The following is a 15,195-nucleotide window of genomic DNA, read 5'->3' as shown; positions in this document are numbered from 1 at the left end:
TTGAACTGCTATTCTATTTTTTGTTCTTATGTTCTTCTGTCTGAATTAAATTCCCATTTAACCAGAAACTGCCTGGTTTGGAACCAATTGCCACTAATGATTTTATTAGTTATTTTTAAGCAAGCGTTTACCTATTAATAGTTATTTCATTGCCTAACAAATTTTCGTTTGACTATAGTCAAGCGATAGTTCAACATATGTCAAGCGTTCGTTCAACTATAGTCAAACGAAAACTCCTTAGGCAATTGAAAAAATAATATAAGCAAGAGAAAGAAATAAAAGCTGCATACTGACGAGTTATTGCCAGCAATAGTATTTGGGGTTATTTCCGTATAGAAATGAACTAATTTCAGTTCAAATTCAAACAAAGAGATAACGAATAATAGCCAATAACAACTAACTATATGCCATTCTCTACTTATTCTGCTGGGCAAACTCCGTAGAAGTAACTTTAAACTGTTTCTGAAATACTTTGGCGAAGTAAGAAGGTGACTGAAATTCTACCCTGTCGCAAATTTCATTGGTGCGCAATTCTCCCTCCTGCAACAATTCCGCAGCATGTTTTAGCCGGATGATACGGATAAAATCGAGTGAGGAAAGGTCGGTCAATGCCAACGGAATGATCGTAAAAGAGATCCCGCAGATACTTGTCGAACTCGACCCAAGCTACAACATCACGAAAGACTTACGCCTCTAGCTTAGTTTCCGCTATTTCGGCAAGACGTACGCCAATCTTCAGGAAGCGCTCTACTTCAACGGCCGCTGGGAAACGTTCGGAGGAATCAACTGGAACGTAAACAAACACCTGTCTCTGGGGGCAACAGTCATCAACTTCCTGAATCAGAAAGGAGCCAGCGGAACCATCAACGGTTCGGAACTGATTACGAAAGAAGAAGCTGCCCAATACACCGGAAATTATATGAGTGGAAATTATTTACGCCCATTCACCGTAGAATTTAGCGCAAGCATCAAATTCTAGTTCATACCAAACGAATTATAACTATCTTTGTGACATTATATGCCCACAAACTAACTAATACCTAATTAATTATTAAAAACCATGAAGAAACTTTTCGTATTACTTACGGCATTGTTTACCCTGGCACAAGTGAATGCCCAGGAAAAGAACGTTATCCGCATCGCAACGGACAACACCGACTTAATTCTCCAAGTAGCTCCCAACGGACGACTTTATCAGGCTTATCTGGGCGATAAGTTACTGAACGAGAAAGACATCAACAACTTTTCTCCTTATGTGAAAGGTGGCAGTGACGGCAGCGTATCCACCCGTGGATGGGAAGTATATCCGGGCTCCGGCGCCGAGGATTATTTTGAACCGGCTGTAGCAATCACGCACAATGATGGAAACCCAAGCACGATTCTCCGTTATGTATCTTCCGAGCAAAAAGCAGTGGCAGGCGGCACGGAGACAGTCATCCAACTGAAAGACGATCAGTACCCGGTGGAAGTCACACTTCATTACATCGCTTATCCAAAAGAAAACGTCATCAAGACGTGGAGTGAAATCAAACATGCTGAAAAGAAGCCTGTCACCATCTGGCGTTATGCTTCGACCATGCTTTATTTCTCGGGAAACGAGTATTATCTGACTGAATTCAGCAGCGACTGGGCTAAAGAAGCACAAATGAGCACACAACCTCTATTGTTCGGCAAAAAGGTGATCGACACCAAACTGGGAAGCCGTGCCGCCATGCATACCCACCCGTTCTTCGAACTTGGTTTTGAACAACCGGCACAGGAAACACAAGGACGTGCCATGTTAGGGACCATCGGATGGACAGGCAACTTCCAGTTTACCTTTGAAGTGGACAACGTAGGCAACCTCCGCGTCATCCCCGCCATCAACCCGTATGCATCTGATTATGAACTAAAACCGAACGAAGTATTTACCACACCCGAATTCATCTTTACTTTCAGCAACAACGGTACGGGCGAAGCCAGCCGCAACCTCCACGCATGGGCACGCAACTACCAACTGAAAGACGGACAAGGCGACCGCATGACTTTATTGAATAACTGGGAAAATACGTACTTCAAATTCGATGAGAAACTGCTTGCCGAACTGATGAAAGAAGCCAAACATCTGGGTGTAGACATGTTCTTGTTGGATGATGGCTGGTTCGGCAACAAGCATCCGCGCAACAGCGACAATGCCGGACTGGGTGACTGGGAAGTGATGAAATCCAAACTGCCGGGCGGTATTCCCGCACTCGTGAAGTCTGCCAAAGAAGCCGGAGTGAAATTCGGTATCTGGATCGAACCGGAGATGATAAACCCCAAAAGTGAATTGTTCGAGAAGCATCCTGACTGGGCTATCACTCTGCCCAACCGCGAAACATACTATTACCGTAACCAACTGGTGCTCGATCTTAGCAACCCGAAAGTACAGGATTTTGTGTTTGGCGTAGTGGATAACATCCTGACAGCGAACCCGGAAGTGACTTTCTTTAAATGGGACTGCAACTCTCCCATCACAAATATTTATTCTCCCTATTTGAAGAATAAACAAGGACAACTTTATATCGACCATGTACGTGGTATATATAATGTATTGGAACGTATCAAAGACAAATATCCGAACGTACCGATGATGCTTTGCTCCGGCGGTGGCGCCCGTTGCGACTACGAAGCATTGAAATACTTCACAGAATTCTGGTGCAGTGACAATACAGACCCGATAGAGCGTCTGTTTATCCAATGGGGATTCTCACAAATCTTTCCTGCAAAAGCAATGGATGCACACGTAACCAGCTGGAACAAGAAGACAAGCGTGAAATTCCGCACCGATGTAGCAAGTATGTGTAAACTGGGCTTCGACCTCGGACTGAAAGAACTGAATGCGGACGAACAGACTTTTTGCCAAAACGCAGTTGCCAACTGGACGCGTCTGAAGAAAGTGATTCTGGATGGTGACCAGTACAGACTGGTTTCTCCATACAATGGTAATCACATGTCTGTCATGTACGCCGCACCGGATAAGAACAAAGCAGTGCTTTATACCTACGATATCCACCCACGCTTCGGTGAGAAGCTGCTCCCGGTTAAACTTCAGGGACTGGATGCGAAGAAAATGTATAAGGTGAAAGAAATCAACCTGATGCCGAACTCTAAATCGAATCTTGCTGCCAATGAGAAGACTTATTCAGGAGATTATCTGATGAAAGTAGGAATCAATGCTTTCACTACCAATCAGGCTTTCAGCCGTGTGATTGAGCTGACTGCCGAATAATATTCACCACAGAAGTACGGAGGACACAGTGTTTTATACTATTGATACTAAACAAAGTATATGCGCTGCGTCTTCCGTGTTCTCTGTAGAAAAAAACAATAATCAATTAATCCTCTTCAATCTTTACGGCTGTGCCGTTAGCAGTCACCATCAGCATACTGCCACTACCTCCAACTGTCTCATAATCCAAATCAACACCTATCACGGCATTAGCTCCCATTTGAGCTGCTTGTGCCTCCATTTCCTTCAACGCTGTATCTTTTGCCATACGCAGCACTTCTTCATAAGAACCGGAACGACCACCCACAATATCCCGAATACTTGCAAACAAGTCGCGGAATACATTAGCACCTATGATTGTCTCTCCGGAAACTATTCCATAATATTTCACTATTCGTTTTCCCTCAATGATGGGAGTGGTTGTCATCAGCATAGTTTTTTCTTTATTAGTTATCTGTAAGTTATATGTATTTAGTTAGACGCAAGTCCCCCTAAAAAAGTTGCAGCTACACCGTAATTTCTTACGATATAGCTGCGATTAATGTTAAAGAGAGAGAATTTATATAATATGAGCATGGTCTCACGACCCTCCTAATATTCAATGAACATTTTGTTTCTTTACCTATTAGACGCACAAAAGTTCAAATCACTGCACTTGAAGGCATCTTTTTTTAGTTAAAGAATAAAAAAAGCCGCCATCCCACAGGAATAGCGGCTTATATTGTTAGAACATCTTGCTGACGCGTTCAATTCCTGCCACCAATGTATCTATTTCCGATTTCGTATTGTACATGGCAAACGAAGCCCGTACAGTTCCTTCTATACCAAGACGTTGCATGAGAGGTTGTGCACAATGATGTCCCGTCCTCACGGCAATACCCAAACGATCCAGCAACGTTCCGAGGTCGAAATGATGGATATCTCCTACCAGGAAGGAGATGACTGCTCCCCGTTCGGCTGCTTCACCGAATATACGCATCTGGGGAATCTCTTTCAGCCGTTGCAAAGCGTAAGTTGTCAGTTCATGCTCATGGGCGGCTATCTGCTCAAGTCCATGTCCATTCACGTAATCAAGGGCTTTTGCCAGTCCAGTAGTTCCAATGTAGTCGGGCGTACCGGCTTCAAACTTGAAAGGAAGTTCGTTGAAAGTGGTCTTCTCAAAAGAGACATGCTGAATCATCTCTCCTCCTCCCTGATAAGGCGGAAGGCGGTCTAACCACTCTTCTTTTCCATAAAGCACTCCGACACCTGTCGGACCGTATATTTTATGGGCAGAGAACACCAGAAAATCAGCATCCAACTCCTGTACGTCCACTTTCATGTGAGGGATAGACTGTGCAGCGTCTATCAGGCAAGGTACGCCGTGCGCATGAGCCGTTGCAATCATTTCTTTCACCGGATTCACCGTACCCAGCACATTCGAAACATGAACCACGCTGACTATTTTCGTTCGTTCGGAAAATAGTTTTTCGTATTCATCCAGCAAGAGTTCGCCTTTGTCATTCATTGGAATCACTTTGATGGCAATTCCCTTTCGGGCAGCCAACAGTTGCCAGGGAACGATGTTACTGTGATGTTCCATTACGGAAAGAATCACTTCATCCCCCTCTTCCATAAATTCGTCGCCAAAACTGGAAACAAGCAGGTTGATGCTTTCCGTCGTTCCGCGGGTGAAGACAACTTCGTTCGTGCTACGGGCGTTGATAAACTGACGCACCGTTTCACGGGAAGCCTCATGCAATTCCGTAGCTTGTTGCGAAAGATAATGCACACCGCGATGCACATTGGCATTAACGGAATAATATTCATCCACCAACGCATCAACCACCAGACGGGGTTTCTGCGTTGTCGCACCGTTGTCGAAATAAACCAAAGGTTTACCGTAAACCGTACGGCTCAATATCGGAAAATCCTCACGTATCTTTTGAATATCCACGTTTATTAATTATTAGTGGTTACTTACAAATGGCACAGCCCTGACATCTATTCAGCTCGCCACGGAAACGTTTCTCTACCAACAGATGCAGGCGGTCTTTCAGTGCCTCCAAACGGATGGTATCAATCACTTCATTGACAAATGCGAACATCAATAACAAACGGGCTTCTTTCTCTGCAATACCTCGTGAACGCATATAGAATAATGCACCCTCATCCAACTGGCCTACCGTTGCTCCATGCGAACATTTCACATCATCCGCGTAAATCTCCAATTGAGGTTGTGTGTACATTCTCGCATCACGCGTAGCACAAAGATTCCGGTTAGTTTGCTGGGAGTTCGTATGTTGCGCATCGGGACGCACCAATACCAATCCGGCAAACGCGCCTACCGACTGATCGTCGAGTACGTACTTGAACAGCTCATTGCTGGTGCAGTTCGGTACGGCATGGTCAATGCTTGTATGATTGTCTACGTGCTGGTTCTTATCGGCAATTGCCATGCCACAGAGGTTTATCTCGGCTCCTTCTCCTGCCAACAATACTTCAGTGGTGTTGCGGGTAGTACCATTATGCAAGGTCATTCCATTCAACAATACATTGCTGTTTGCCTCCTGCTTTACATACAGGTTACTGATACGAACGGTGCTTGTATGTGTTTCTTCCAGTTCATACATATCGAATACCGTGTTCTCACCTGCAAATACTTCAATCACTTGTGTTGCCAAGAAGTTCACGTTATCCATTGCATGGTCACAAATCAGCAGACGGGCTTGCGCGCCATCCTCCAAGATGATTAGTACGCGGCGGTTCACCATGAAGTTGACATCTGCACGCAGGATATTTACCAGCTGGATCGGTTTTTCTACTACTACATTCTTCGGCACATAAAATACAACACCATCTTGTGCAAAAGCTGTATTGAAAGCAGTCACCCCATCTTTGGAAGTATCTGCCAACTGACCGTAATACTTCTTCACCAATTCCGGATGCTGTCCGGCCACTTCTTTCAAGCTGCCGAAAATCACACCTTCCGGCAGATTGACTTTAGGAAGTGCTCTATTATAAAATGCGTCATTTACCACAAAATACAGGGCGGTACTCATATTCGGCACATCGCACTTAAACACTTCATACGGATTGACCGGAATAGCCAGACGATTCAAGTTTAAACCATAATCCGGTTCAAAATACTTGCTCACATCCGTATATTTGTACTTCTCCATCTTACGAGTCGGAAATCCGAGGCGTTCAAAATCGGCAAATGCAGCTGCACGAGGCGCATTCAGCACTTCGGCGCTATGCTTGCAGATCATTGCTTCCGTCTGTGAGAAGAGGTCTATATATTGTTGTTCAACTATCATAACTTATTATTTGTTATTCTCCTACTTCTTTCTTGATCCAATCATATCCTTTTTCTTCCAGTTCCAGTGCAAGTTCCGGTCCGGCAGTTTTTACGATACGACCTTTATAAAGGACATGTACAATATCAGGTTTGATATAATCAAGCAAACGTTGGTAGTGGGTAATAACGATCGTGCTTGTTTCAGGAGTTTTCAGTTTGTTCACTCCTTCCGCAACAATACGGAGCGCATCAATATCCAAACCGGAGTCCGTTTCATCAAGGATACTCAACCGCGGTTCCAACATGGCCATCTGGAAAATCTCATTCCGTTTCTTTTCACCACCCGAAAAACCTTCATTCACCGAGCGGTTAGCCAACTTATTATCCAACTCTACTACCGCACGTTTCTCACGCATCAGTTTCAGAAACTCACTGGCTGTCAGCGCAGGCAGACCTTTATATTTGCGTTGCTCATTCACAGCAGCACGCATAAAGTTGACCATGCTCACACCCGGAATCTCTACCGGATACTGGAAACTAAGAAAGATTCCTTCATGGCTACGATCTTCAGGACTCAACTCCAACAGGTTCTTTCCATAAAACGTGACCGAACCTTTTGTTACCTCAAAAGCCGGATTTCCCACCAATACGGAAGAAAGCGTACTTTTACCGGAACCATTCGGCCCCATAATAGCGTGCACCTCACCGGGATTCACCGTCAGGTTAATACCCTTCAATATCTCTTTGCCATTAATGCTGGCATGCAGGTCTTTTATTTCTAACATGATTATATGTACTATTTTTCCATTTACTATTTACTATTAAAAACCCATACTACCGACAATTTACCTCCTACAAGCGCGCAGCCAAATAGTAAATCGTAAATTGCCAACTAGTAAATCACCCCACACTTCCTTCCAACGAGATAGTAAGCAACTTCTGTGCTTCTACCGCAAATTCCATCGGAAGTTTATTCAATACTTCTTTTGCATATCCGTTCACAATAAGCCCGATAGCGTCTTCTGTCGGAATACCGCGCTGGTTGCAATAGAATATCTGGTCTTCACTGATCTTGCTCGTTGTGGCTTCATGTTCCACCACTGCCGTTTCATTGTGAATATCCATATAAGGGAAAGTATGCGCACCACATTTATCTCCCAGCAACAGAGAGTCACACTGGCTATAATTACGGGCATTATCCGCTTTCTCGGCCACACGTACCAACCCACGATAGGAGTTCTCACTATGTCCGGCGGAGATACCTTTACTTACAATCGTACTGCGGGTGTTCTTGCCCAGATGAATCATCTTCGTTCCGGTATCAGCCTGCTGATAGTTGTTCGTTACAGCTACGGAATAGAATTCAGCGGTCGAGTTATCGCCTGTCAGAATACAGGAAGGGTATTTCCAAGTGATTGCCGAACCAGTTTCCACTTGTGTCCAGGATAATTTACTATCCACTCCCTTGCAGTTACCGCGTTTTGTCACAAAGTTGTATACACCGCCCTTGCCTTCTGCATCGCCCGGATACCAGTTCTGAACAGTGCTGTATTTTACCTCTGCGCGGTCGTGCACAATTATCTCAACGATAGCCGCATGCAACTGATTTTCATCCCGCATCGGCGCTGTACATCCTTCCAGATAAGAAACGTATGAATCGTCGTCCGCCACAATCAGCGTACGTTCAAACTGCCCCGTGTTACGGGCATTGATACGGAAATAGGTGGAAAGTTCCATCGGACAACGTACCCCTTTCGGAATATACACAAAAGAGCCGTCAGAAAAGACAGCGGAGTTCAACGCCGCAAAGAAATTATCCCGGTAACCTACCACCGAGCCCATATATTTCTTCACCAAATCAGGATGTTCCCGCACGGCTTCACTGAACGAGCAGAAGATAATTCCTTTCTCCATCAGCGTTTCCTTGAAGGTAGTCTTTACGGAAACGGAGTCCATAACGGCATCCACCGCCATTCCGCTAAGAGCCATCTGTTCCTCCAAAGGAATACCCAGTTTATTAAACGTCTTTATCAATTCAGGATCGACTTCCTCCATGCTCTTCGGTCCTTCTTTCTTCTTCGTCGGATCGGCATAATAAGAAATCGCCTGATAGTCAATTTCAGGGATACGGAGATGTGCCCAAGTCGGCATCTCCAGCGTCAGCCAGTGGCGGTACGCTTTCAGGCGAAACTCCAGCAACCACTCCGGTTCGTCTTTTTTCGATGAAATCAGACGAATGACATCTTCATTAAGTCCACGCTCAATGATGTCTGTATGCACCTCTGTGGTGAAGCCGTATTTATATTTCTCCTCCGCAAATTTCCGGACAAACTCATTATCAGTCTTCTTTTCGAGTTCGTCTTTCTGATTGGGTTTCATTTTATTGGGTTCTTCTTGTTGCATCTTTATTCTCTAATATATATTGTTGCGTCATATTCTTCGCAGCAGGGAAAAAGATCCCCGCAAACGTTTCCATCGGATAATATAACAAAGATTCTTCCTTTTTTGTTGCACTAATTAACTTATTATCGCTGTCCACAAACTCTATCGCACCGATCACTACACTCGTTAACAACAAAAACTTAAGTGCTCCCAGCCCACTCCCTAACCAGCGGTTCAGCCAGTTCAGCGAAATTGCCTGCATTGCTTTTGTCAATAACGAAGCTATCAGTACAAAAATCAACGGCACGGCAATCCAAATCATGATAAAAGCCAACACCTGCGCAACTGTCATCGAATCCGTCACTGTCGGGCAAAGTTTCTCCGCCAAAGAGGCATACAAAGCTTTCGCCGCCAACAGCCCGACTATTAACCCCAAAATAGAAGCCAACTGACGGATAAAGCCTTTTACAAAGCCTACCACCGCTCCGGCGCCTATTACAATAAGGATAATGATATCAATCGTTGCCACGTTGTGATTTATGATTTGTGATTTATGATTTATGTTTCTATGATTATGATCTGTGATTTATATTTCTGTCAGGTGATAAAACAATAAAGTGGTAAGGTGGTGTCCCATATAAAATAGTACCACATTACCACCCATCTATTGTTGCAACCATTACTTCGCGAATGGCCTTATACCTTTATAATTCATAAATCATAACTCATAAATCATAAAGTCTGTTTCACTTCTATTTCTTCGAATGTCTCGATCATATCGCCTACCTTCATGTCGTTGCAGTTCACCAGACTGATACCACACTCGAAGTTTGTACCTACTTCCTTCACATCGTCCTTGAAGCGCTTCAACGCGTTGATGTTTCCGGTAAAGATGACGATACCATCGCGGATCAAACGAGCCTTGTCGCTTCGCTTCACCTTTCCGGTCTTCACCATTGCACCGGCTACCAAACCCACCTTCGTAATGTTGAATACTTCGCGGATTTCGATAGTTGCCGTGATTTGTTCCTTCAGTTCCGGAGCCAACATACCTTCCATAGCAGCCTTCACCTCTTCGATTGCATCGTAGATGACAGAGTACTTACGGATGTCGACACCTTCCTGTTCAGCCATCTTAGCGGCAGCACCCGAAGGACGTACCTGGAATCCGACGATAATCGCATCCGAAGCGGCAGCCAGAGAAACATCCGACTCGGAAATTGCTCCCACACCCTTATGGATGACATTTACCTGGATTTGTTCCGTAGACAACTTGATTAACGAGTCGCTCAATGCCTCAACAGAACCGTCCACGTCACCCTTAACGATGATGTTCAATTCCTGGAAGTTACCCAAAGCAATACGACGGCCCAACTCATCCAACGTAAGGATCTTCTGCGTACGCAAGCCCTGCTCACGAGCCAACTGTTCACGTTTGTTGGTGATTTCACGAGCTTCCTGATCGCTTTCAACAACATGGAATGTATCACCTGCGGCAGGTGCACCGTTCAATCCCAATACCAAAGCCGGTTCGGAAGGTCCTGCTTCTTTGATGCGTTGGTTACGTTCGTTGAACATAGCCTTCACACGTCCGTAGCTGGTTCCTGCCAGTACGATGTCTCCCACTTTCAGAGTACCGTTAGATACCAATACAGTAGCTACATATCCACGTCCCTTATCCAGTGAAGATTCGATGATGGAACCCGTAGCATTACGGTCCGGATTTGCTTTCAGGTCGAGCATTTCTGCTTCGAGCAATACTTTTTCCAGCAAGTCTTCCACACCCATACCTTTCTTGGCAGAGATATCTTGTGACTGATACTTACCACCCCATTCTTCAACAAGGTAATTCATTGCAGCCAGTTCTTCTTTAATCTTATCCGGATTCGCAGTCGGTTTATCTACCTTATTGATTGCAAATACAATAGGTACACCGGCAGCCATCGCGTGATTGATTGCTTCCTTCGTCTGTGGCATCACGTTATCATCGGCAGCCACAATAATGATAGCAATATCCGTTACTTTCGCACCACGTGCACGCATAGCGGTAAACGCTTCGTGACCCGGAGTATCGAGGAACGTAATGCGGCGACCGTCTTCCAGTTGCACGTTATATGCACCGATATGCTGTGTAATACCTCCGGCTTCACCGGCAATTACGTTCGCCTTACGGATATAGTCGAGCAAAGAGGTCTTACCGTGGTCAACGTGTCCCATCACTGTAACAATCGGAGCGCGCGGTTGCAAATCTTCCGGAGCATCTTCTTCTTCAACGATAGCTTGTGCCACTTCCGCACTTACATATTCTGTCTTGAATCCGAACTCTTCTGCCACCAGATTAATTGTTTCCGCATCCAGACGCTGGTTGATAGAAACCATGATACCAATACTCATACAAGTAGCGATAACCTGATTGACAGATACATCCATCATTGTTGCCAGTTCGTTAGCCGTAACAAACTCGGTCAACTTCAATACCTTGCTGTCTGCCATTTCCTGATCTTCCAATTCCTGCATGCGGTTGGAAGCCATTTCACGCTTTTCTTTACGGTATTTGGACGTCTTGTTCTTACCTTTGGTTGTCAGACGTGCAAGAGTTTCTTTTACCTGTTTTGCTACGTCTTCCTCGCTCACTTCCTGTTTGATAACCGGCTTCTTGAAGCGATCCTTATTATTGTTGTTATTTCTTCTGTTATTATTTCCTTGTCCGCCCTGACCGTTGTTATTGCCATTACCATTGCCGCCTTTACCTTGTATATTAGGTCTCGGCGCAGCAAAGTTGGAAGTCGCAACGTTATTAACGTCTACCTTTTCTTTATTGATACGGTTGCGTTTTTTCTTAGCAGCATCTGCGCTTTCTTTCGGACCGTTCTTCACCACTTTAGAATCATCCTTACGGATTTCTTTGATGATGGCTTCCTTCATCAGTTTCTTCTGATCCTGACGGATTTTCTCTTTCTCTTCACGTTCGCGACGCTTCTCCTCCTTCGATTTTTTCTTCGGACGAGTAGACTGGTTCAATGCAGCCAAGTCGATCTGACCGATCACATTGATCTTCGCGCCTAATTCCGGTTGACGGATTTTGAAAACACCATCATCCTCCGGAGCTTTTTCTGCTACCGGGGTTACTTCAGCCTGTGCAGTTTCCACCTTTTTTTCTTCTTTATGTTCTTCCGCCTTCACAGGTGCAGTTTCTACTACCTTCGGCTCTTCTTTTTTCACTTCTTCTACTACTTTTTCAACTTCTACCGGCTTCGTCTCCACTACAGGTTCCGGCACTACTACGGGCTCAACTACCACTGGAGTAGGCTCTACTACAGAAACAGGAGGTATCACCACCTCTTCTTTCTTCACCTCGGGTTCTCTCTTCTCGGGCTCCTTTTTTACTTCGGGTTTAACGACAGGCCGTTCTACAACAGGTTCTTCTTGTTTCTGTTCCGGTTCCTTCTCCACCTTTTCAGGTTTACGACCATTCAGTTTATCCAAATCAATTTTTCCGACAGGTTTAAACTTCGGACGTGCATCCTCAGGTACGACTGTCTTAATCACATCTTCCGACTTCTGTTTCTCCGGCTGCTTTTCGAAGCCTTCAATCGAAACAGACGCCTTATTACGTTCCTTATTCTGACGTTCCTGTATGAAACGCTCCGATTCAAGTCTAAGGTTCTTATCTGTACTAAACTCTTTTACGAGTATAGCGTATTGCTCCTCGCTAATTTTGGTATTAGGATTAGCCTCTACGGTATGCCCTTTCTTTTGCAGGAACTCAACTACCGTCGCGATTCCTACGTTCAAATCTCTTGTAACTTTGTTTAACCTTATCGTCATATTTTAAAATTAATGAATAAATGGAGCTTGTTTAAATGAAGAATTAAGAATGAAGAATTAAAAGTTACGATGTAGTATAACAGAGATAACTTTCATTTTTCAATTTTAAATTCTCAATTTTCTACTGAATTTTCACCTTCTTCTTCAAACTCCGATTTCAAAATGCGTATTACCTCGTCCACTGTCTCTTCTTCCAAGTCCGTCTTTTCAATCAACATCTCACGAGGAGCATTCAACACAGCCTTCGCTGTATCAATGCCGATAGCCTTGATGGCGTCGATCACCCATCCGTCGATTTCGTCTCTGAATTCGTCGAGATAGATATCTTCATCCGCTACATTCTCATCCAACTCACGGAACACGTCGATAGTGTACTCAGTTAACATACTGGCCAGTTTGATGTTCAAACCGCCTTTACCGATAGCCAGCGAAACTTCTTCCGGTTTGAGGAAAACCTCCGCTTTCTTCTCTTCCTCATTCAGACGGATAGAAGAAATCTTAGCCGGGCTTAAAGCGCGCTGTATAAACAATGAGATGTTCGATGTGTAATTGATTACATCGATGTTCTCATTGCGAAGTTCACGAACAATGCCATGAATACGACTTCCCTTTACACCTACACAGGCTCCTACAGGGTCGATTCTGTCATCGTAAGATTCTACCGCGATCTTGGCACGTTCGCCAGGGATACGGGCAATCTTCTTGATGGTAATCAAACCATCATTAATTTCGGGTACTTCCATCTCGAACAAACGCTGCAGGAAAACGGGAGAAGTACGTGACAAGATTATCTTAGGATTATTATTCTTGTTATCCACGCGGGCAACTACTGCACGGGCCGTTTCACCTTTGCGATAGAAATCGCTCGGGATTTGTTCGGTCTTAGGCAACAGCAACTCGTTTCCTTCATCATCTAAGAGCAACATTTCTTTCTTCCAGATCTGATACACTTCTGCATTGATGATCGTACCTACCTTATCTATATATTTATTATAAATACTGTCTTTCTCGAGTTCCAGAATCTTGGAAGCCAATGTCTGGCGGAGATTCAGGATAGCACGACGTCCGAATTTGGCAAAAATCACTTCGTCAGTCACCTCTTCACCTTCTTCGTAGGAAGCATCAATTTTCTGTGCTTCGCTCAACGAAATCTGCATATTCGGGTTAGTCAAATCTTCATCGGCCACAACTTCACGGTTACGCCAGATCTCGAAGTCACCCTTATCCGGGTTCACGATCACGTCGTAATTCTCATCGGTGCCAAACATTTTCGCGATTACGCTACGGAACGACTCTTCGAGTACGCTAACCATCGTCGTTCTATCGATATTCTTCAGTTCCTTAAATTCCGAAAATGTATCAATCAAGCTGATTGTTTCTTCTTTTTTGGCCATAACTATTTAAAGCTAATTAAGTATTTAGTATATTTTATTTGCTCATAAGTAAAGGTTTCGTCCTCTTCTTGCAGTTTCGGACGTTTTGCTCCTTCTAGTTTTACTTTCTTTTGTACGGCTACCGTAAACTTCTCTTCATCGGCATCTTTCAGTATGCCGGCCAGTTTACGTCCGTCTTTAGTCAATACCTCCACTTCTTGTCCGATGTGGATATAATACTGTTGCAGTACTTTAAAGGGCTGTCCGATACCGGCCGACCCTACTTCCAGTTCATAATCTTCCTCTTCACGGTTCAGTTTTGACTCTATGTAGCGGCTAAGCTCCACACAATCTTCGATCCAAACACCTTCTGCATGGTCAATTTCGACCACAATTTTGTCATCCGGGCTCACAGTTACTTCTACTAAAAAGTAGTCTTTTCCTTCCAGCCACTCATCTACAATCTGACAAACAGTTTTCTTTTCTATCATTTATTAACTATATAAGAACAAAAAAAGGAGCTTAATTGCCCCTCCACCTTTCATCCGTTTCCGGTTGCAAAGATATAAATAATCTATTCGACTACAAAAGATTAAAGAAAAAAAGTATGAATTAACAGTGCTATATTCGTATCTTTACGCCACAATTCAAAAAATAACGACTATGGCACATCGTCTCAACACAAATAAACAGTTTATGGTAGGTAACGGAATTCTTGCTTTTGCCGTCATTTTTGTAGTGGTTATTTTCGTATACATGAGTATGCGGCTACAACGGGAAAAGCAGGAAGAACGTCATTTCATCGAAAGCTACACAATCAGTCTGGTAAAAGGTTTTGCCGGAGATTCTATCTCTTTGTTTGTCAACGACAGTCTTATCTCCAATAAAACTATATCGGAAGAGCCTTACACTGTAGAAGTGGGACGTTTTGCGGAACAAAGCGCTTTATTGATCGTAGATAATAACACAGAATTAGTCTCTACGTTTGATCTTAGCGAAAAAGGAGGAACTTATCAGTTTGAAAAAGAATCGGACGGGATTAAACAATTAGACAAATAAACGAAATACTGTTTCAATTATCT

12 protein-coding genes and 1 pseudogene are annotated in these 15,195 nt (G+C 44.0%); 3 read left to right on the top strand and 10 right to left on the bottom strand.

Annotation, left to right across the window (positions count from 1 at the left end; genetic code table 11):
- Positions 1–414: 414 nt before the first annotated feature.
- Positions 415–615 (bottom strand): helix-turn-helix domain-containing protein, encoded by a 201-nt coding sequence (locus HMPREF0106_RS0124330; protein ID WP_004309462.1) that lies wholly within the window; start codon positions 613–615, stop codon positions 415–417.
- Here HMPREF0106_RS0124330 and HMPREF0106_RS27690 point away from each other — a divergent pair.
- Positions 602–979, top strand: a pseudogene (locus HMPREF0106_RS27690) (TonB-dependent receptor); the annotation flags it as partial. The gene HMPREF0106_RS0124330 and the pseudogene HMPREF0106_RS27690 overlap by 14 nt on opposite strands.
- 81 nt (positions 980–1,060) lie before the next feature.
- The gene (locus tag HMPREF0106_RS19410) at positions 1,061–3,250 is read left to right on the top strand and encodes an alpha-galactosidase (protein WP_009039153.1); all 2,190 of its coding nucleotides are present in this window, start codon (positions 1,061–1,063) and stop codon (positions 3,248–3,250) included.
- 106 nt (positions 3,251–3,356) lie between these two features.
- Here HMPREF0106_RS19410 and HMPREF0106_RS19415 read toward each other — a convergent pair whose 3' ends face one another.
- The 9 genes from HMPREF0106_RS19415 to rimP form a co-directional block, all read right to left on the bottom strand.
- Positions 3,357–3,683 (bottom strand): heavy metal-binding domain-containing protein, encoded by a 327-nt coding sequence (locus tag HMPREF0106_RS19415; RefSeq protein ID WP_004315412.1) that lies wholly within the window; start codon positions 3,681–3,683, stop codon positions 3,357–3,359.
- A 291-nt stretch (positions 3,684–3,974) separates the two neighbouring features.
- Positions 3,975–5,186, bottom strand: coding sequence for an aminotransferase class V-fold PLP-dependent enzyme (locus HMPREF0106_RS19420; RefSeq protein WP_004309460.1), 1,212 nt, complete (start codon positions 5,184–5,186; stop codon positions 3,975–3,977).
- 19 nt (positions 5,187–5,205) lie between these two features.
- Positions 5,206–6,549, bottom strand: coding sequence for a Fe-S cluster assembly protein SufD (sufD, locus tag HMPREF0106_RS19425; protein ID WP_004309459.1), 1,344 nt, complete (start codon positions 6,547–6,549; stop codon positions 5,206–5,208).
- A 13-nt stretch (positions 6,550–6,562) separates the two neighbouring features.
- A complete protein-coding gene (sufC, locus tag HMPREF0106_RS19430) occupies positions 6,563–7,315 on the bottom strand; it encodes a Fe-S cluster assembly ATPase SufC (RefSeq protein WP_004307398.1) in 753 nt (250 codons plus the stop codon).
- 115 nt (positions 7,316–7,430) lie between these two features.
- Positions 7,431–8,933 carry a Fe-S cluster assembly protein SufB gene (gene sufB, locus HMPREF0106_RS19435; protein WP_004309458.1) on the bottom strand — a complete coding sequence of 501 codons (1,503 nt, stop codon included), beginning with the start codon at positions 8,931–8,933 and terminating at the stop codon, positions 7,431–7,433.
- Positions 8,911–9,441, bottom strand: a complete 531-nt coding sequence (locus HMPREF0106_RS19440; RefSeq protein WP_004309457.1) for a CvpA family protein — start codon at positions 9,439–9,441, stop codon at positions 8,911–8,913. The genes sufB and HMPREF0106_RS19440 overlap by 23 nt, the downstream gene beginning before the upstream one ends.
- 203 nt (positions 9,442–9,644) lie before the next feature.
- Complete coding sequence (gene infB / locus HMPREF0106_RS19445) at positions 9,645–12,740, bottom strand: translation initiation factor IF-2 (RefSeq protein WP_008642742.1); 3,096 nt, start codon at positions 12,738–12,740, stop codon at positions 9,645–9,647.
- Positions 12,741–12,853: 113 nt separating this feature from the next.
- Entirely contained in the window at positions 12,854–14,134 is a 1,281-nt protein-coding gene (nusA, locus tag HMPREF0106_RS19450) for a transcription termination factor NusA (RefSeq protein WP_008024083.1), read from the bottom strand.
- 2 nt (positions 14,135–14,136) lie between these two features.
- The gene (gene rimP, locus HMPREF0106_RS19455) at positions 14,137–14,604 is read right to left on the bottom strand and encodes a ribosome assembly cofactor RimP (protein WP_008642741.1); all 468 of its coding nucleotides are present in this window, start codon (positions 14,602–14,604) and stop codon (positions 14,137–14,139) included.
- A 172-nt stretch (positions 14,605–14,776) separates the two neighbouring features.
- On the opposite strand from rimP, the gene HMPREF0106_RS19460 reads away from it, so the two are divergent.
- The gene (locus tag HMPREF0106_RS19460; RefSeq protein WP_009039152.1) at positions 14,777–15,172 is read left to right on the top strand and encodes a hypothetical protein; all 396 of its coding nucleotides are present in this window, start codon (positions 14,777–14,779) and stop codon (positions 15,170–15,172) included.
- Positions 15,173–15,195 lie beyond the last annotated feature (23 nt).

The sequence above is a fragment of the Bacteroides sp. D22 genome, assembly GCF_000163675.1.
GTDB classification, from domain to species: Bacteria; Bacteroidota; Bacteroidia; order Bacteroidales; family Bacteroidaceae; genus Bacteroides; species Bacteroides xylanisolvens.
This window is presented reverse-complemented; position numbering and strand designations above follow the sequence as displayed.